Below are 20,735 nucleotides of genomic sequence, written 5' to 3' on the forward strand. Positions count from 1 at the left end.
TAAGCAATCGCTAAATTTATTTTATATTTGACAACTATACAAACAACAAACCTAAATAATAGTTATGAAAAAAATTACACTCGTAATTTTTATGTCGCTCTTATCTTTTTTGGGATACGCTCAATTTCCCGAAGGATTTGAAGGGGGGGTACCTCCAGCATCGTGGCATATAATGGATAATGGTACTGGTACTGCACAAAGTTGGAAAGTTAATGCTCCAGCAGCAGCTTTCCCGGCCTACACCGGTTCAATAGCTGCTTTTATAGATAGAGAAGCTATTGGTGCGGGAAATACATCTGAGGATTGGTTGGTTACCCCTCAGTTTACAGTACCAACAAGTGGTCAGCTACGTTTTTTTACACGTATGACACTTTCGGGAGACCAAGGGACTCTTTATCAAATTAAAGTCTCAACTACATCTCAAACCAATCAAGCTAGTTTTACACAAATCCAACAATGGACAGAGCCTCAACTTGAAGCTGCAATGGCTACAGGGGGCTCAACGGCATTTAATGTGTATGGGGAAATTGTACTTCCTTTAAGTGCTTATGTTGGACAACAAATTTATGTGTCATTTGTTCGTGTTCATACACAAACAGGAGCAACTGTTTCTGGAGACAGATGGTTGATTGATGACGTTAATGTTGCTTCACAATGTCAGGATCCTTTAACACTTAGTGCTAGTAATGTTACGTCAACTACTGCACAATTAAGTTGGACAAGTCCAGGGCCTGCTACACAATGGGAAATTGAAGCAGTTGCTTCTCCAGGATCACCAACGGGTATTCCAACAGCTACAGCTAACAGTAATCCATATATATATACTGGTTTAACGCCGGGTACACAATATTCATATTATGTGCGTTCAGTTTGTTCTTCGAACAATAAAAGTAATTGGGTTGGACCATTCGTATTTATTACAACGCCATTGGGGCAAACCTGTTCTGGACCCATTGTAATTGGATCACTACCTTATACACATACAAGTAACACCAACTTATATGGTGATGATTACAACGCTTCAGCAGGGGCTTCTTGCGGAACAGCAGGAAATTACTTGAATGGAGATGATGTGGTATATTCTTTCACACCTTCTTTTACAGGCACGGTTGATATCACTATGACCCCAACTGCTAACGCATCAGGGGTATTTGTATATAGTAGTTGTGCTAATATTGGCGTAAGTTGTTTGGCGGGAGTTTCAAATACCGGCGGAGGTATAAGAAATATTCCAAACTTAGCAGTTACTGCAGGAACAACTTATTATATAGTTATATCTACTAACGGTACTCCTCAAAGTACAGGATATACTTTGGTTTTACAACAAGTGAATTGTGCACAACCAACAGCTTTAACAGCTTCGGCGATAACTTCTTCTGGAGCAACATTAAGTTGGACAAGTGGTTTTTCAGCATTTGAATATGTAATTCAACCTGCGGGAACTGGCGTGCCTATGGGCTCAGGAACTCCTTCTGCAAACCCAGTTACGGTTAATACATTAACATCAAACACACAATATGAGTATTATGTACGAACAGATTGTGGGGGTGGACTTTATAGTATTTGGGCTGGTCCTTATAACTTCAGAACACTATGTGGACCAATAGCGGTTCCGTTTTTTGAAGGATTTAATGGGACTCCGGCTTCACCAACAGAAATTTGTTGGACAGTATTGAATGTCAATGCAGATGCAAATGCATGGAATATGAACTATGCCACAACACCTTTTGAAGGAGACCAATCGGCAAGTATTGTTTCAAGTACATCCACTAACGATGACTGGTTGATTTCACCTCAATTAGTGTTGAATGGAAACCAACGTTTACGTTATCGTTACCGTGTTCTTTCTGCAGCATCACCTTGTAACTTTGAAGTTAAGGTATCAACTACAGGACCAACACCCGCGAACTTTACAACGACTATAGTACCTCAAACTTCATATTCGAATGTTACGTATTTAGAGAAGTTTGTTAACCTAACAGGAATAACAGGTAACGTTAATATCGGATGGCATGTGGCTCCTGGGGCAAATGGATCTAGAATTTTTATCGACGCGGTTATTGTCGAAGATATTCCACCATGTCCTCAGCCGATAGACTTAACAGTATCTACCATTACTCCAAACTCAGCAACAATTGGTTGGACACCAGGAGGGACTGAAACCACATGGCAAGTAGTAGTACAGCCAACAGGGTCACCCGCACCGACATTGCCAACTGCTGGTACAACGGTGAACACTCCAGCCCCACCATACATTGCTACTGGGCTTTTGGGTTCAACAACATACGATGTGTATGTTTTGGCAAATTGCGGGGGTAACGGACCAAGCGTTTGGAGTGGACCTATAACTTTTACAACATTAGTTGCACCACCAGTTTGTGGAGGAACATTTTTTGACTCTGGAGGTTCGGTTGCAAACTATGCTAATAATGAAAACTTAACGTGGACTATATTCCCTACTAATCCAGGTGATGTAGTTACTGTAACATTTACTTCATTCAATGTTCAAGCAACAAATGATGGTTTATATGTTTACAATGGTAATACCACTGCAGCACCTCAATTTTCAAGTGTAAATGGAAATGGAACTCCACTAAACTTACCAGGTGCTTATTGGGGAACTACTGTTCCAGGGCCATTTACTTCTTCTGCAGCAGATGGATCCTTAACATTTAATTTTGCATCAAACGGTTCGACAAATGCGGCTGGATGGGCAGCAAATGTCACTTGTGGACCACGACCAACTTGTGAAGCACCTATTTCACTTTCACAATCTGGCGTAACTTATAACTCAATAAATCTTACATGGACAGGAGGCAGCGCTACAGCATGGGAAGTAATCGCAGTGCCTTGTGGATCTCCAAGACCTACAGGAGCAACTTCTGGATGGGTACCTGCAGGAACAAATCCTTTTACACTAACAGGATTGAATGGTTCAACCTGTTATGATTTCTATGTAAGAGGTGTTTGTTCATCAACCGATGCAAGTGCTGTTGTTGGGCCAGTAAGTGCAACAACACCTTTAACACCACCAATTTGTGGAGGAAACTTTTATGACCCAGCGGGTCCTTCGGCAAATTATGCAGCCAGTTCAAATAGTACTGTGACAATTTGTCCAACAAACCCTGGGGATTTAGTTACAGTTACATTTACAGCATTTGCTCTTGAAAATAATTTCGACTTCTTGAAAGTATATGACGGTAATAGTACAGCGGCTCCTTTATTAGCCAACTTAACCGGAACTACATTACCGCCTTCATTTACTTCATCAGCAGCAAATGGATGTTTAACATTCGTATTTACTTCGGATAGTTCAGTTCAGTTAGCGGGATGGGCAGCAAACGTTACATGTGCACCACCACCAACATGTCCTAGACCAACAAGTTTATCGGCGACAGTAGTTACAAACAACTCTGCTACATTAGGATGGACCAATGTTGGACCTGCAACTTCTTGGGAAGTAATTGCATTACCATGTGGTTCTCCAATTCCAACAGGGGCTACTTCGGGATGGGTGCCTGCACCAACCAATCCATTTGTGTTAACAGGATTAAACCAAACAACGTGTTATGATTTTTATGTAAGAGGTATTTGTTCACCAACAGATGCAAGTACAGCTTCAAATCCATATACGGCAACAACTCAAGTAACTCCTCCAGCTTGTGGTGGAAGTTTCTATGATCCAGCCGGACCTTCAGCAAATTACGCTGCAAGTTCAAATAGTACTGTAACAATTTGTCCAGCAAACCCTGGCGACATTGTAACAGTAACTTTCTCAGCATTTGCTTTAGAAAACAACTTTGATTTCTTAAAGATTTATGATGGAAACAGTACCGCTGCTCCGTTATTAGCGAACTTAACAGGAACTGTGCTACCACCATCATTTACATCATCTGCAACCAATGGATGTTTAACTTTTGTGTTTACTTCGGATAGTTCAGTTCAACTAGCAGGATGGGCAGCATCAGTATCTTGTTCACCAGCACCTAACTGTACTAAACCAATAAACTTAACAGTATCGAATATTACTTCAACCTCAGCCTTATTGGGTTGGACTGAGACTGGAACGTCTACACAATGGGAAGTGTTTGTTGTACCTTTTGGTTCGCCACCTCCAACATCAACAGATGTAGGTACACTTGTAAGTGTTAACCCTGCTCTTATTACAGGATTAAACCCAAGTGGGCATTATACATTTTATGTAAGATCAATATGTCCGACATCTGGAACCAGTTTCTGGTCTACTGGGATGAGTTTTTATACTGCACCACCTAATGACGAATGTGCATCGGCTATATTTGTTCCAGTTAACTCTGACGCAACATGTAATCAAACAGTTTCTGGCTCATTAGCTTTTGCAACTCCTTCAACAGCACCTGCAGTTACAGCACCTTGTGTTGGAACACCAGATGATGATGTTTGGTATCAGTTTATTGCAACCAATTCATATTTGAATGTATCATTGCAAAACGTAGTGGGTTCAACAACAAACTTGAACTTCGTCGTATATTCTGGATCATGCGGAACTTTTACACAGGTATTTTGTAGTACAGCAGGTTCTTTAAACGGAACATTAAATGGGCTAACAGTTGGACAAACATACTATATTCGTGTGTATTCAAATGCAGCTACTGCACAGACAACTACTTTTGATTTATGTATTTCTACACCATCAACTTGTGGAAACTCTTCTACGGTATGTAATATTACTTACGGTAATACTACTGGTGTAACTTCACTTGGAACAATTGGATGTTTGTTTAGTTCTCCTAACCCTACGTTCTTTACAATTCAGGTTGCTGTTTCTGGTCCAATTAGCTATCAATTAACTCAGTCGACTGTTGGTAGTCCAACACCGGATTTAGATGTTGATTATGCTGCTTGGGGTCCATTTACAAGTCAGGCAGCTGGTTGTGCGGCTATTTCTGGTGGTCAAGCGCCACTAACAGGCCTTACAACAGGATGTAGTTTCTCTGCGGCTCCTATTGAAACGTTTAATATTGCAAATGCTCAGGCAGGTGAGTTTTATATCATTTTGATAACCAACTACTCTAACCAACCAGGTGTGATTAGTTTGAACCAAACTAATGCTACAACTCCAGGAGCAGGACAAACAATATGTTGTCCAGATGCCAACTTCTCGTATGTTCCTGGAACATATTGTAAGGGAAGTAGTGCTAACCCAATTCCAGTAATCGCATCAGGATCTCTTGCGGGTACTTTTTCTTCTCCAAATCCAGCTGTTGTATTTGTTAGTACAACTACAGGTGAAATTGATTTGGCAGCAACCCCTGCAGGTAATTATATTATTTATAATTCATTGGCAGCAAACAGTACATGTTCTGCAAAAACATATTCATACGTAATAACAATTGTTGACCCTGTAAACGCTACAATTTCATATAGTGCACCAGCATATTGTAGTAATTCAGTTGGGACACAGGTTGTAAATGTTTCAGGAACACCTGGAGGAACATTCTCGGTTTCGCCAGTTGGGTTGTATATTGATGCAAATAACGGAACAATTACACCTAGCAGTAGTGCTGCGGGTACCTATACAGTTTCGTATAACTTCCCAACCTCAAGTGGTTGTGGTCAAACATCATTTACAACGACTGTAGTAATTAATGCAGTGGCTAATCCTACTCCAAGTGTTGTGCAACCAAATTGTACAACAACTACGGGTACAATTACAATAACACCTACAGCGGCAACTTACGAATACAGCATTAATGGAGGAAGTACTTATGCTTCATCGAATGTGTTTGCTGGTTTGACTCCAGGAAACTACAACGTAATGATTCATGATACCGCAACAGGATGTTCATCAATTCCTGTTCCTGCAACAGTAAATGCGGTTCCTACCGCACCAAGTGCACCTTCAACTACAAGCATTCAGCCTACCTGTTTAACAGGTGGTCAAATCACGGTTACATCTCCTACAAACGGAGTTATAAGTTATCCAAACTTATTTATTTCAGAAGTTACAGATGCAAATACAGGTTCGTTAACATATGTTGAAATTTATAATGGAACAGGTTCGCCAGTTAACTTATCAGGATATCGATTGAAATTCTATAATAATGGTGCTTCAACGCCATCTACGAATTGTGACATTTTACTTACAAACACTATGTTAGCTAATAATGCAACATGGGTTGTAAAAGTAAGTAGTGATGCTAATATTGCAGGTATAACTCCTAATCAATCGGCAACTTTATGCGCAGGTATTAATACGGATGACAACATTCGTTTAACAACTAGTGCTGGTGTTGAAATTGATAACTGGGGAAGAAGAGACGGTATTAACTTTACACCGAATAATCAAGCAGGTTATTCTTATAGAAGATTAAATACTGCTGTGGCTCCTAGTAACACATGGAATCCAGCAGATTGGGATGCTGTTGATCCAGAGGTGTATACTAATGTTGGAAGCTTTGCACCAGCAACATCTAACTATCAATATAGTGTTGATGGAACGACATATCAAACAGGAACAACATTCCCGAACCTTCCAGCAGGAAGTTATAATGTAACTGTTCAAGATATGACTACTGGGTGTATATCAACTGCTACTGTAGTTGTGTTAACTACTCCTGCAAGTCCTGTTGCTCCAACTGCAACACCAACATCACCAACTTCGTGTGCGGTTTCTGTTGGAACTATTACTGTAACAAATCCATTAGGAGCTTCTTATGAGTATAGTATAGACGGAACAACATACCAAGCAGGAACTACTTTCAACGGAGTATTACCAGCAACATATAATGTTACGGTTAAAGACTTAGTGACTGGATGTATTTCAACAGCAACAGCAGTTACTGTTGACCCTGCACCAGGAGCGCCAGCTGCTCCAACAGCAAGTGTTACCGAGCAACCATCATGTATAGTTACAACAGGAACAATAGTGATTACTGCTCCTGTAGGCGCTACATTGGAATATACTGTTGATGGAATAACATATCAGTCTGGTACAACATTTGCCGGATTAGCTCCTGGAACATACAATGTTTCGGTACGTGATACATCTACTGGTTGTATTTCTTCAGCAACAAGCTTAACAGTTGATCCAATACCAGCGAATCCAAATGCTCCAACAGTTACTGTTACAAGTCAACCTACTTGTATAACTCCAACTGGAACAATTACAATTTCCGATCCAATTGGAGCGAATTATCAGTACAGTATTGATGGTGGTGGGTCTTATCAAACAAGTACTGTATTCTCTGGATTGACTCCGGGTAATACTTATAATGTTACGGCTCAAGATATTGTAACTGGATGTATTTCATCAATTACAACTGTAACAATTGATCCAATCCCTGCAAGCCCAGTAGCTCCTACTGCAGCAGTAACGGTTCAGCCAACATGTACAACTCCAACAGGTACTATAGAGGTTTCTAATCCTATAGATCCAAATTATGAATATAGTATTGATGGTTCTACATATCAGGTGGGTACTACTTTCGCTAATTTATCTCCAGGATCTTATGATATAACAGTTCGTGATGTTGTAACAGGATGCGTGTCTTCAATAACAACAATTGTTATTAATCCTGTAGCCGGAGCACCTGTTGCGCCAACAGCTAATACGACTGTTCAACCAACTTGTTCTGTTCCTACTGGCACAATTGTGATTACAGCACCATTAAGTGCTAATTATGAATACAGTGTTAACGGAACAACATTCCAAACAGGAACTACTTTTATCGGTCTTTCTTCTGGAACCTACAATGTTGTTGTTCGTGATATGACTACGGGCTGTATATCTCCAGCAACTATTGTTGTTGTTGATCCAGTACCTGCTAGTCCATTAGCACCAAGCATAACAGTTGTTGTTCAACCAACTTGTACAGCCCCTACAGCTATTATAGAGATTATTACTCCAACAGGAGGTAATTATGAGTATAATATTGATGCCTCAGCATTCCAATCAAGTACTCAATTCTCTGGAGTTACAGAAGGTATGCATACGGTTACTGTTCGTGATAACACTACTGGATGTACTTCTCAGTCTTCAATAGAGATTATTGTACCGGTTGCACCAGATACTCCAGGTTTAGTGGTTAACACAAGACCAGTATGTAATGATTTAACAGGTAGTATAGAGGTACTTTCACCACTTGGTTCTACTTATGAGTATTCGTTGAATGGAGGAACATATCAGGCCAGTGTTACTTTCAGTGGTTTGAATGAAGGAGTTTATCAAATTTCTGTTATGGATACGGCAACAGGATGTATATCTCAAATTGCTTCGGTTACTGTAGTAGACGAAGGTTGTCAAATTCCTAAAGGTATTTCACCAAATGGTGATGGTATGAACGATTCTTGGGACATCGAAAGTCTACATGCTAGATCTGTTAAAATTTACAACCGTTACGGTATGGAGGTTTACAGTTTTGGTTCGGGCTATACTAAGCAATGGCATGGTCAGTCTAATGCTGGTCATGAGTTACCAGACGGCACGTATTACTATGTTGTTGAGACAGGAGACGGACAAACCAAGACAGGTTGGGTATATATAAACAAAGAGAGATAAAAAAAGAGGGATACCACTCCTTTTCAAGGGAGGGAGTGGTATTACTAAAAGCTAAACAATACAAGTAATGAAGAAACTATATTTAGGTGTTTTGCTGGGTGTTTTGGGATTGTCAGAGGGCTATTCACAACAGGACCCGCACTACACGCAGTATATGTATAATATGAGTGTTATGAATCCGGCTTATGCGGGTTCAAAAGAGAGTTTATCTCTTGGTTTGTTATATAGAAAGCAATGGGTTGAGATAGAGGATGCGCCTACCACGGCAACATTTTTCGGTCACAGTCCTGTTGGGAAGAATGTGGGATTGGGTCTATCTGTAATATCGGATAAGATTGGCCCTGTTGAGGAGAACAATGCATATGCTGATTTCTCGTACACGTTGAAATTGGGAGGCGACCACAAGTTGGCCTTTGGTATGAAAGGGGGCGCTACGTTCCACAAGGTAGGTTTGTATGACGATATTGGTAACGGCCACGTTCCGGATTTGAATGACCCTGCCTTTTCTCAAAACAGCAGCAGAACGTTTTTAAACATAGGATCGGGATTGTTTTACTACACCAATAAATACTATGTTGGATTTTCGGTTCCGAATTTATTGAAGTCGAAACATTTGGATTATAACGGGAGGCAGTTCGGTTCGGAAGTATCGCATTATTTCTTAACGGGAGGATATGTTTTCGATATTAACGAGAACGTAAAATTAAAGCCTTTTGCGATGCTTAAATCGGCTTTCAATGCACCGACCTCATTAGACGCTTCGTTAAACACGTTGTTGTACAACAAACTTGAATTGGGATTAACGTACCGTTTGGAAGATTCCTTTGGAGCGATGGTTAACTTTTCGATTACTCCGGAGCTTCGCATCGGGTACGCCTACGACTATATCGTATCGGATTTATCGGCAAAAACCAAGGCCTCACACGAGTTTATGTTGTTGTGGGATGTTAACTTCTACAAGAAAGTATCTACCTCACCACGATTTTTCTAACCTAACAGCGAAACGAACATGAAGAAAACATATATTACTTTTAGTCTTGTACTCGCTGGTTTAACCTTATCAGCACAAAACAAAGACACACAGGAAGCGGATAAATTATACAACCGCTACGAATATATTGATGCGGCAGATGCCTATTTAAAACTGGTAAGTGCCAACAAGGCGGATAATTACGTTTACCGTCAGTTGGCCGATAGCTACTACAATGTGTTTAACACGCAGGAAGCAGCCAAATGGTATGCCAAGGCTACCGAACAGGAACAGGAAGCGGAAATCTACTACCGTTATGCTCAAATGCTTAAAGCGGATGGTAAGTACGATGAGGCAAACAAGCAAATGAAGAAGTTTGCCGATTTGGCTCCGAACGACCAGCGTGCCATAACTTTTAAAGCCGAGCCGAATTATATTCCGAGATTGAGCTCGCAACAAAAGTTGTTCGATACCAAGAGTATGGATGTGAACAGCGACAAATCGGATTTTGGAGCGGTTTTAACCAGCGATAACACCCTGTATTTTGCCAGTGCACGTAATACCAGCAGAAAGACATACGGGTATAACGACCAACCGTACTTGGATTTATACCAAGCGACACGAAATGCCGATGGAACCTTCAGTAAGCCTACGGAAGCCCAAGGCGTAAACAGCAAATGGCACGATGGCCCTGCAACGGTAAGTGCCGATGGAACTACGATGTATTTTGCCAGTGAAACGTTCCGCGATAAGATTTTCGACAAAGACAAAGCCAAAAAGTTGAAATACGGTAACGTAGGTCTTTTTAAAGCTACGAAAGTCGATGGGAAGTGGGGTAACATTCAAGCTCTACCGTTCAATAACAAAGACTACAACGTAGGAAACCCTAGTTTATCCAAAGATGGAAAAACACTTTACTTTGCTTCGGATATGCCTGGAGGAATAGGAGGGTCGGATATATGGCGCGTAGCCATAAACGGGAACAACGATTATGGTACTCCTGAAAACCTAGGAAGAGAAATCAATACCGAAGGAAGAGAAAACTTTCCGTTTATTACCGACGAGAACAAGCTTTATTTTGCTTCAGATGCCAGACAAGGATTTGGAGGATTGGATGTTTTCGTGGTGGATTTAAACAAAGGCATGGAGGTTAAAAACGTTGGAAAACCGGTAAACTCGGAAAAAGACGACTTCGCCTTTAGTTATAATGCAGATCAAAAACTGGGATTCTTCTCGAGTAACCGCGGAGGTCAAGACGATATCATGATGGCAATTCCGGTGTGTGGGGTTGAAATACAAACCACGACCAAGAATGCCAAAACAGGAGAATTGCTTTCAGGAGCAGCCGTGGCGATATTGGATGACCGCAACAACCTAATCGAAACCAAATATACTGCAGCCGACGGATTTGTGGGGTATGCAGTAGATTGCGACAAACCATATACGTTACAAGTCTCTAAAGACGGCTTTGTAAGCAAAACGGTTCCGGTAGATAAGAGTCAGGGTGGAGAGTTACCGATTGTGGTAGAATTAGACCCTATAGACGTAATTGTTACGGAAACAGAAGTTATCTTAAACGATATCTATTTCGAATTCAACCGTAGCAACATTACCAAACAAGGAGCTTTTGAGCTTGACAAATTGGTTCAGGTGATGAAGAATTCACCGGAGATGGTAATTATGGTTAAATCGCATACGGATAATAGAGGAAGCGACAGTTTCAATATGGATTTATCGGAAAGACGAGCAAAATCTACGGTACAGTATATTATCTCTAAAGGTATTGCTAAGGATCGTATCTCTGGAAAAGGATTTGGAGAAACCGAACCGAAAGTGGCTTGCGATAAATGTACGGAAGAAGAACACGCGAAAAACCGTCGTTCAGAATTCTTAATCGTTAAGAAATAACACAAACCAAATAGCAAATAAAAAAGCACCCAACAGGTGCTTTTTTATTTGATTAACATATAAAAAAAACCGGCTATAAGCCGGTTTTGTATTTAGAATGAGATGATGTTAAAAATCAAATTTAATTCCTTGTGCTAACGGTAAAGCTGTACCGTAGTTGATTGTATTCGTTTGTCTTCTCATATAAGCTTTCCAAGCATCTGAACCAGACTCACGCCCACCACCAGTTTCTTTTTCACCACCAAAAGCACCACCAATTTCTGCACCAGAAGTTCCGATGTTTACATTAGCAATACCACAATCTGAACCAGCAGCCGAAAGGAACAATTCCATTTCTCTCATGTTGTTAGTAAAGATTGATGAAGATAAACCTTGTGGTACACCGTTTTGAATAGCAATAGCTTCTTCAATAGTGCTGTATTTCATAACATATAATACCGGTGCAAACGTTTCGTGTTGAACGATTTCGAATTCGTTTTTAGCCTCGATAATACATGGTTTAACATAACAACCACTTTCGTATCCATCTCCTTCTAAAACACCACCGTCTACAATTACTCTTCCGCCTTCCGCTTTAGCTTTTTCAATAGCGTTTAGGTAATCTTGTACCGCACCTTTATCGATAAGTGGTCCAACGTGGTTGGTTTCATCCAAAGGATTTCCAATTTTCAATTGTCCGTAAGCGTTTTTCAAAACATCTAACGTTTTATCATATACACTTTCATGAACAATTAAACGACGCGTTGATGTACAACGTTGTCCCGCTGTACCTACCGCTCCGAATACAGCTCCTACTAATACCATAGATAGGTCTGAATGTTCTGAAACAATAATAGCGTTGTTTCCACCTAATTCCAAAATAGTATTTCCGAAACGAGAAGCCACTACTTGTGATACATGACGACCAATTCTTGTTGAACCTGTAAAGGATACTAAAGGAATACGTTTGTCGTTGTTGATTAAATCACCCGATTCATTTCCTACAACCAAACAACTTAATCCTTCCGGTAAATTGTTTCTTTCTAAAACTGTTTGAATGATGTTCTGACATGCAACAGCACATAAAGGTGTTTTTGAACTTGGTTTCCAAATACAAACATCACCACAAATCCAAGCAATCATTGAGTTCCATGACCATACCGCAACTGGAAAGTTAAAGGCTGAAATGATACCAACAATTCCAAAAGGATGCCATTGCTCATACATTCTGTGCATTGGACGCTCTGAGTGCATTGTTAAACCGTGTAACTGACGCGATAAACCTACTGCGAAATCACAGATATCAATCATTTCTTGAACTTCTCCAAGACCTTCTTGATATGATTTACCCATTTCGAAAGACACTAATTTACCTAAAGCTTCTTTATGCTTACGCAATTCTTCACCCATTTGGCGAACAATTTCACCACGTTTAGGAGCGGGAACCAAACGCCAAGTTTTGAACGCTTCTTCTGCCGCACTCATCGCTTTTTCGTAATCTTCTTTTGTTGCGGATTTTACACGTCCGATTAATTCACCAGTAGCTGGAGAATACGACTCGATGATTTTTCCGTTAGAGAACCAGTTTTTACCGGTTGAAGCTCCTTCATTTATTTCTTTTAAGCCTAATTGTTGTAAGGCTTCCTGAATACCAAATTGGTCTACTGCCGTTGTTGTCATTATATTACTTTAATCTGTTTTACAAAATTTTGTGCAAAGTTACTGTTTTTTGTTAAATCGATAACAATGCTAGTTGTTAAATCTAACACAAAGATAATCAGTGTTTTATGTATTTTGGATCAGAGTCCATTACAGTACCGCATTCGGTGCAGGTTCGTAGTTTTTTGGAATTGTAAAAATGTTGAAAATGAGGTAAGAAGTCTTTTTCGATATCATTAAGTTCGAAATACACTTCATATAATTTATTATTGCACGCTTCGCAATGCCATAGTAAACCATCTTTATAGCCTTTTCCAGCTCTTTTTCTTTCGATAACTAATCCGATAGAATCTTTACTTCGCACAGGAGAATGAGGAATTTTGCCAGGATGTAAATACATATCACCCGCGTGAAGTTCCATTTCTTTGCGTTCACCCTCTTCTTGGATGATAACTTTGATGTTTCCTTCCAGTTGATAGAAAAGCTCTTCGGTTTCGTTGTAATGGTAGTCTTTTCTAGCATTAGGTCCGGCAACAATCATTACAATGTAATCGCCCGAATCGACATATAGATTTTTATTTCCAACAGGTGGTTTTAAAAGATGTCTGTTTTCTTCAATCCACTTCGTGAGATTAAAAGGTTTTTGAATAGCCATAATTTGAATTTAATACAGCTAATTTACGAAAATAAAAAAGGTCAACTTTCGCTGACCTTTAAAATATTATTTTGCTTCTTTAATCAAGTAGATATACACAGGGAAGTGATCACTATAACCAACCTCACCATTTGAGTTTCGTAATGGATAGCCTTTGTACTGTCCGGCTTTCTGAACTAAGAAAGCTTTGTTGTAGATGCCCGCTTTCCAATAACGCCAAGAAGAATAGTCATTTCGGATTAAAGGCTCTGAAACCATAATAATATCAAACAAATCCCACGCATCACGATATGCTAAAGTTCCTAAGCCTTCTTCCGCCATTTTTTGCATTGGATTGTACATACCTAATGGCTTTACGTCTTCTTTTTTTCCTTTAGCTCCTACTTCAACTTTAACACTTTTGTTGAAACTACCATCGTTTAAGTCGCCCATAGAAATAATTTTCGCATTTGGGTTGATGGCATATAAGGAATCAATTATTTTTCGATTTAAACGACCAGCAGCTTCACGATTTGGACTACTTTTTTTCTCACCACCCGAACGTGAAGGCCAGTGATTCACAATAATGTTCACTTCTTCACCGTCTAATAAACCAGTAACCAATAATTGATCACGTGTGTAAATACGTTTGGTTTCTTTGTCTAAATTTACATTCTCTTCTTTTTCTTCTTCTTCACCTTTTTCTTTTTTACCCGATTGTTTTTCGTAGATGTACAACGGAATGTTTTTATAGCTTAAAGGCTGGAAGTGTTTTTTCTTATATAAAAATCCAACATCAATTCCACGTTTGTCTGGAGAATCGAAATGAATAATACCGTATCCTTTGTCAATTAGAAGCGGTTGTTTAATAAGGTCTTCTAATACGCCACGATTTTCAATTTCACAAGCACCAATAATAACCGGTGACTCTTTTTGACTATCACTGGTTCCTAATTCCGCTAAAACACGGCTTAGATGCTCTAGTTTGGTTTTGTATTTTTTACCAGTCCAGTTTTGTTTTCCATCCGGAAGCCATTCTTCATCGATGTTTGGTCCGTTTATGGTGTCAAAAAGGTTTTCAAAATTGTAAAACCCAACGGTGTGAACCATAAATTTCTTTTGTTGAGCAACAACCGAAAGGGTAGAGAACGCAACAGCCAACAAAAAAATAATTCTTTTTTTCATAGGTATAAGTATCAGTTTAACGTCTAGTGGATTTGTTTACTAAATATCCGTTTTAAAATCCATACAATTATTAAGCCAAAACAAAAATTGAATACAAAATTTTTGAATTGGGGCAACAAATGTAAAATATTAATGCTAAAATGTTCACTTTTATTTGGTTAATAATTTTTTAAGATATCATAAATCGTTGAAAATTCTTTTTTTAATTTTGCGTAATCCGTTGTTTTTTAGTGTTTTATATAGGTTTTATTTTGTATAACAAACAGTTGTCGCTTTGCTTTTTATATTAATTTAGGGTTAACTTTTATAAAAAATTTAACAGGAATGCTAAAAGTTGTATTAAAACATGTAAATTTGCCGCCCTTTGTGTTCTTATTTATTAAAAGACAAGGAATTAACTTTAATTTTATTTATGAAAAAATTTGTAATTAGTACTTTGTTTGTCATGCAGGTAGTTTTTGCCTGGGCACAACAAAATCCTTCATTGAAGGGTAAAGTTGTTGATTCAAAAAGTCAAAAAGCATTACAGAATGTTGTTGCAACAGTTCTAAACACTAACCAATCTACGTTGACAAATTTCGACGGGGTTTTTGTTTTTCCAGTTGTTGCAGAAGGAAACCAATCGATACAAATTAGTAGCCCTGGTTATACTTCTCAAACTTTTGCAGTTGAAATTAAAAAAGGTGAAACGCTAGATTTAGGTGTAGTTGTTTTAGAAGAAGACGTTACTTCTGAGCAACAAATGTCTTTAATCACAATCACCGAAAATGATTTAGGTGATGACAACAGTGGTTCGGAAACTACTTCTGGACTTTTACAAGCTTCACGTGATGCATATCAGCAAGCGGCTGCTTTTAACTGGGGTCAAGCACGTTTTAGAATACGTGGTTTAGATAATGCTTATGGAACTACCATGATTAATGGTATTGTTATGAATAAGTTATACGATGGAAGACCACAATGGAGTAACTGGGGTGGATTGAATGACGCAACCCGTAACCAGGAATTTACAATGGGTTCTGCACCATCAGATTATACTTTCGGTGGCATATTAGGAACACAAGAAATTAACACTAGAGCTTCTTTCTATCGTCCAGGAAACAGAGTGTCATTCTCTGGAACTAACACGAACTATAGCTGGAGAGCTATGGGAACTCATGCTTCAGGTATGAATTCTAAAGGATGGGCTTTTGTGGTTTCAGCGTCTAGACGTTGGGCACAAGAAGGTTATTTTGAAGGAACCGATTACGGTGCTAATTCAATTTTCGCAAGTGTTGAAAAGAAATTAGGTGAAAAACACAGTTTGAACTTTACTTCAATTTATGCGCAAAACAGTAGAGGAAAATCTTCTCCAAATACTAAAGAAGTAAACGACTTAATGGGTGTTCGTTACAACTCATACTGGGGATGGCAAGATGGAAAGAAAAGAAACTCTCGTGATAAAGATGTTGAAGAGCCAATTTTAATGTTAAGTCATTATTGGAAAATCAACACTAAAAACACATTAAATACAAACGTAGCATATCAGTCGGGTTCAATCGGTAACTCAAGATTAGATTACCAATTGGCAAACAGCCCGGATCCTACCTACTACAGAAACTTACCAAGTTACTACTTGAACTATCATTCATCAACAGGAGTTTGGCAACCGGATTATGTTCAAGCAGATATCGCTAAGAACTATTTCTTAAGCCACAGCCAAATTGATTGGAATGCAATGTACCAAGCGAACCAAAATACAGCTGGAGGAAACAGTGCATATGTGTTGTATGAAGATCGTACAGACGACAAACAAATTAGCGCTAACTCAATTTTAACTTCAGAGTTAAGTGATAACATTACCTTAAATGCAGGTGCTACTTTTAAAAGATTAAAATCGCACAATTTCCAAAACTTATTGGATTTAATGGGAGGTGCTTATTTTAACGACATTGATACTTTCTATACTGGTGATGCTTCACAATCAGACTTGAACAATCCAAACCGTCAAGTAGGTGAAGGAGACAGATATGGATATAATTATAATTTGTTTGCAACAGTTTTCGACGGATTTACTCAATTTAAATTCAACTACAAAAAAGTTGATTTTTATGTAGCTCAATCGTTTTCAAGATCAGAATACAAAAGAGAAGGTTTGTACCGTAACGGAATTTATGCAAACAACTCTTATGGAGATAGTGCTAAAGAAATTTTCGAAAACTTTGGTTTCAAAGGTGGTTTAACGTATAAAATCACTGGAAATCACATGTTGAACTTTAACGGAGCTTATTTAACTAAAGCACCAACGTTAAGAAATACATTTGCTAATGCACGTTTAAATAACAACATTACTCCAGATTTAGATAATGAAAGAGTATTCAGTGCAGATGCAAGTTATGTTTTACGTACGCCAAAAGTAAAAGCGCGTTTAACAGGATTTATCTCTAAGATTCAAAACACGTCTAAATTATCATTCTACTATGCTGAAAGTATTGGAGGAGATGATGGTGGCGATGCTGATGCTTTCGTAAGTGAAATTGTTACCGGAATGGATAAAAGAAATATTGGTGGAGAGTTAGGTATCGAATACCAAATTACTTCAACAATTAAAGCAACAGGAGTAGCTTCTTACGGTCAGTATATCTATACAAACAACCCGAACTTAAAATTGAATGATGACGCACAAGCTTCTGTGACTAATCAGTTCCCGTTAGTAGATTTCGGAAAAACATATTTAAGAGGTTACAGACAAGCGGGTATGCCACAACAAGCGTATTCATTTGGTTTAGAATACCGTGATCCTCATTTCTGGTGGGTAAGTGCAAATGCGAACTACTTAGCAGATAACTTTTTAGATGTTTCAAACGTGTTACGTACAGACAATTTCTCTATTGATGGAACTACAGGTCTTTCTTACCCTGGAGCAACAAATGAGAACGTTCGTACTTTATTAAAACAAGAAAAATTTGATAACTTTACCTTAGTTAATTTAACTGGAGGAAAATCTTGGATGATTGACAAGAAAACAAGAAGTACTCTAGGTTTTTTCGCAACGGTTAACAACGTTTTTGATATTGAATACAAAACTGGAGGTTTTGAACAGTCAAGAAAAGCAACGTATCCAGATATGTTGCAAGATATGGCAAGTGGAACAAGAGGTTTTGGCCCTAAATATTTCTACGGATACGGAAGAACTTATTTCGTAAACGTTTACATTAACTTCTAATTTAGATTAGCTATGAAAAAGTTATTTATAAAACCTATTTTACTTTTAGCTGCTTTAGCAGGAGTAATGACTAGTTGTGTGAGTGAAGATGATTATGACATTCCAACAGTTCGTCCGGTAATATTCTCAGAAGATTTCAACGATATCAATTATAATCAAAATTTTGATTATGTAGGTTGGACAAACTATGCAGAAGCCGGTACAAAATTGTGGATTGAAAGAGATTTCAACAATGATGGTTATGCACAATTTAGTTCTTTTGGTAGTGGACAAGCTTCTAACATTGGATGGCTTATTACTCCAGGTATAGATATGGATGCGAACGAAGGTGAGATATTAACGTTCCAAACAGCATCAAACTTTGTGGATAATCCAAACAATAAAATTGAAGTATTCGTTTCAACAGATTACGATGGTTCAAACGTTGCTGCTGCTACATGGACGCAGTTAGACGCTGTAGTTGCAGATAATACAACTAATAATTATACCTACATTCCATCTGGAGAGATTGATTTGTCTTCATACACAGGAACATTACATATTGCTTTCAAAGTAACAGGTAATGGTACAACATTAGACGGATTGTTTCAGGTAGATAAAATCAAAGTTTATACTTTAAACTAATTGACTATGAAAAAAGTAACTATAAAAGGAATATTAGCAGCAGGACTTATTGGTTCAATTGCTATGAGCTGTGTGAATGGAGATGATTATAACACTCCGGATTTATCGGGTGAATGTACTTCATTGACGGTAACTAAAGAAGTAATCGATATTACTTCTACTGCTACAGCTTCTGAACAACAATATACTGGAGATGATATTATCGAAGCGTATGTGACTTCAAGTGATGAAGGTGGTAATTTTTACAAATCGATTTCAATGGTATCTACCGATGGAGCTGTTGGGTTTAGTATGCCAATCGACGCTTATAATTTATATACTAAATATGAGCCAGGAAGAAAGGTATATGTAAACATGAAAGATCGATACTTTGCAACGTCGAACAGTTCTACGGTAATTGGTTCTGATTATGCTGGTCAAGTTGGAAGAATTTCTGGGGTTGAATATCAAGATGTTGTAAAACGTTCTTGTGATAAAGTAGACGAAGATGATATTGTTAACCATTTAACAATCACTCAAGCTAAAAACAATGCCAATTTGAACAAACTTATCGAATTGGATAATGTTCAGTTTACTGATGCATCATTAGGGAAAAAATATTTTGACCCATCACTTAACAACTTAGGAAGTGCAACCAATCACTTAATTACAGATGAATTTGGAAACACTGTAATTCTTAGAGTTAGTGAGTTTGCTATTTTTTCTGCAAAATCAGTTCCATCTTTAAATGGAAAAATTCGTGGAGTTATGACCAAATTTGGTAGTGATTTTCAATTTATGGTTCGTACCGAAGGAGATATTCAATTGGAAAACGATCGTTTAGCTATCGACATGTTCCCTCCAATTGGTGGTACTGCAATTGTTTATTCAGGCGCTTTTACGGAGCCATTTACATCGTATACAACTACAAACCAACAAATATTCCCTAAATATATCAATGATGCCGCAATCGGTACAAGATATTGGCAAGTGAAAACATTTGGAGGTAACAAATACATTCAAATGAGTTCTTTTGGTGGTACACCTGAGCAAAACAGAACATTGTTCATTGTTCCTGTAGATATGACTGCTGCAAGTACATTCTCTTTCAAAACATTGTCTGGATATGATAATGGTTCTCCATTGAAAATATATTACTCTATGGATTACGTTCCAGGAACAAATATCAACAATGCTACATTAGTTAATATTACTTCTAATTTTACAATCCCTAATGGTCCTGCTAGTGGTTATGCTACTACATTTACCGCTAGTGGTAACTATGCTATTCCAGCTGCTTTAACTGGAAATGGATATTTTATCTTTGAATATTCTGGAAATGGAAATGGTGGTATTACTACAACTATGCAAATTGACGATATTACAGTAAACTAATAGCTGTATATAAATACAAAAAAGCCCGCATTTGCGGGCTTTTTTTATTTTAAGAATGAAATTGAAATTACTTTGTTTTTTTAACGTATTGCGTTAAAATCACTATGTGTTGGCCTTCTACACGTCCTTCAATTTGTTCTGCGTTATCCCAAACCAATTTAATGTTGTGAACTGGTGCTCCACGTTTTGCGGTGAAATTTGCGCCTTTTACATCTAAGTCTTTAATTAAAACTACCGAGTCTCCATCATTTAAAATGTTGCCATTAGAGTCTTTGTGAATAATTTTGCCTTCATCATCATCTCCTTCTCCTGTAGCAGCAGCCCAAGTCAAGGTTTCTTCATCTAAGTACATCATGTCCAATAAATCTTGAGGCCAACCTTCTTTTTTCAATCGGTTAAGCATTCTCCAAGCTACAACCTGAACAGGTAGATGTTCGCTCCACATGCTTTCACTTAAACAACGCCAATGATTTGGATCTGTTGTTTCGGGATTGTTTATCTGCTCCAAACATGTTTTACAAGCCAAAAGACTATCCGTTAAACTATCGGTAGAATCTGGCGGAATGTTATATACTTCTAAATCGTGGGGGTTGCCACACAATTCGCATTTTGAATCACTTCTGTCCTTTAATTTTTTTTCAATTACACTCATTTTTCC

Annotated in this window: 10 protein-coding genes; 6 read left to right on the forward strand and 4 right to left on the reverse strand. The window is 38.3% G+C overall.

The features are described from left to right. Window positions 1-64 precede the first annotated feature (64 nt). From ACZ1JT_RS06025 to ACZ1JT_RS06035, 3 genes are all read left to right on the forward strand, one after another. Window positions 65-8,539 (forward strand): choice-of-anchor J domain-containing protein, encoded by an 8,475-nt coding sequence (locus ACZ1JT_RS06025; RefSeq protein ID WP_465092941.1) that lies wholly within the window; start codon window positions 65-67, stop codon window positions 8,537-8,539. 67 nt (window positions 8,540-8,606) lie between these two features. Further along, the gene (locus tag ACZ1JT_RS06030; RefSeq protein WP_465092942.1) at window positions 8,607-9,530 is read left to right on the forward strand and encodes a PorP/SprF family type IX secretion system membrane protein; all 924 of its coding nucleotides are present in this window, start codon (window positions 8,607-8,609) and stop codon (window positions 9,528-9,530) included. A gap of 18 nt (window positions 9,531-9,548) precedes the next feature. After that, complete coding sequence (locus ACZ1JT_RS06035) at window positions 9,549-11,417, forward strand: OmpA family protein (protein WP_465092943.1); 1,869 nt, start codon at window positions 9,549-9,551, stop codon at window positions 11,415-11,417. A 108-nt stretch (window positions 11,418-11,525) separates the two neighbouring features. On the opposite strand, the gene amaB is transcribed toward ACZ1JT_RS06035, so the two are convergent. The 3 genes from amaB to ACZ1JT_RS06050 form a co-directional block, all read right to left on the reverse strand. Continuing rightward, window positions 11,526-13,076, reverse strand: coding sequence for an L-piperidine-6-carboxylate dehydrogenase (gene amaB, locus ACZ1JT_RS06040; RefSeq protein WP_465092944.1), 1,551 nt, complete (start codon window positions 13,074-13,076; stop codon window positions 11,526-11,528). Window positions 13,077-13,173: 97 nt separating this feature from the next. Then, on the reverse strand, window positions 13,174-13,710 hold the full coding sequence (locus ACZ1JT_RS06045; RefSeq protein WP_465092945.1) for a 3-hydroxyanthranilate 3,4-dioxygenase: 537 nt from the start codon (window positions 13,708-13,710) through the stop codon (window positions 13,174-13,176). A 66-nt stretch (window positions 13,711-13,776) separates the two neighbouring features. Then, window positions 13,777-14,874, reverse strand: a complete 1,098-nt coding sequence (locus ACZ1JT_RS06050; protein WP_465092946.1) for an endonuclease/exonuclease/phosphatase family protein — start codon at window positions 14,872-14,874, stop codon at window positions 13,777-13,779. Window positions 14,875-15,286: 412 nt separating this feature from the next. On the opposite strand from ACZ1JT_RS06050, the gene ACZ1JT_RS06055 reads away from it, so the two are divergent. From ACZ1JT_RS06055 to ACZ1JT_RS06065, 3 genes are read left to right on the forward strand one after another with little or no spacing between them, the layout of a single operon-like run. Then, window positions 15,287-18,079, forward strand: a complete 2,793-nt coding sequence (locus ACZ1JT_RS06055; RefSeq protein WP_465092947.1) for a carboxypeptidase-like regulatory domain-containing protein — start codon at window positions 15,287-15,289, stop codon at window positions 18,077-18,079. A gap of 12 nt (window positions 18,080-18,091) precedes the next feature. Beyond that, window positions 18,092-18,703 carry a choice-of-anchor J domain-containing protein gene (locus ACZ1JT_RS06060; protein WP_465092948.1) on the forward strand — a complete coding sequence of 204 codons (612 nt, stop codon included), beginning with the start codon at window positions 18,092-18,094 and terminating at the stop codon, window positions 18,701-18,703. Window positions 18,704-18,709: 6 nt separating this feature from the next. Next, on the forward strand, window positions 18,710-20,077 hold the full coding sequence (locus ACZ1JT_RS06065) for a DUF5689 domain-containing protein (protein ID WP_465092949.1): 1,368 nt from the start codon (window positions 18,710-18,712) through the stop codon (window positions 20,075-20,077). Window positions 20,078-20,144: 67 nt separating this feature from the next. Here the strand turns inward: ACZ1JT_RS06065 and ACZ1JT_RS06070 are convergent, their stop codons facing one another. Continuing rightward, window positions 20,145-20,729 carry a PhnA domain-containing protein gene (locus tag ACZ1JT_RS06070; RefSeq protein WP_465092950.1) on the reverse strand — a complete coding sequence of 195 codons (585 nt, stop codon included), beginning with the start codon at window positions 20,727-20,729 and terminating at the stop codon, window positions 20,145-20,147. Between the last annotated feature and the right edge of the window lie 6 nt (window positions 20,730-20,735).

The organism is Flavobacterium sp. IC2-16 (assembly GCF_055521455.1).

Bases quoted from the DNA above. Each gene is read 5' to 3' on its own strand.
- ACZ1JT_RS06025 (WP_465092941.1), top strand. From the start codon at position 65: ATGAAAAAAATTACACTCGTAATTTTTATGTCGCTCTTATCTTTTTTG.
- ACZ1JT_RS06030 (WP_465092942.1), top strand. From the start codon at position 8,607: ATGAAGAAACTATATTTAGGTGTTTTGCTGGGTGTTTTGGGATTGTCA.
- ACZ1JT_RS06035 (WP_465092943.1), top strand. From the start codon at position 9,549: ATGAAGAAAACATATATTACTTTTAGTCTTGTACTCGCTGGTTTAACC.
- amaB (WP_465092944.1), bottom strand. From the start codon at position 13,076: ATGACAACAACGGCAGTAGACCAATTTGGTATTCAGGAAGCCTTACAA.
- ACZ1JT_RS06045 (WP_465092945.1), bottom strand. From the start codon at position 13,710: ATGGCTATTCAAAAACCTTTTAATCTCACGAAGTGGATTGAAGAAAAC.
- ACZ1JT_RS06050 (WP_465092946.1), bottom strand. From the start codon at position 14,874: ATGAAAAAAAGAATTATTTTTTTGTTGGCTGTTGCGTTCTCTACCCTT.
- ACZ1JT_RS06055 (WP_465092947.1), top strand. From the start codon at position 15,287: ATGAAAAAATTTGTAATTAGTACTTTGTTTGTCATGCAGGTAGTTTTT.
- ACZ1JT_RS06060 (WP_465092948.1), top strand. From the start codon at position 18,092: ATGAAAAAGTTATTTATAAAACCTATTTTACTTTTAGCTGCTTTAGCA.
- ACZ1JT_RS06065 (WP_465092949.1), top strand. From the start codon at position 18,710: ATGAAAAAAGTAACTATAAAAGGAATATTAGCAGCAGGACTTATTGGT.
- ACZ1JT_RS06070 (WP_465092950.1), bottom strand. From the start codon at position 20,729: ATGAGTGTAATTGAAAAAAAATTAAAGGACAGAAGTGATTCAAAATGC.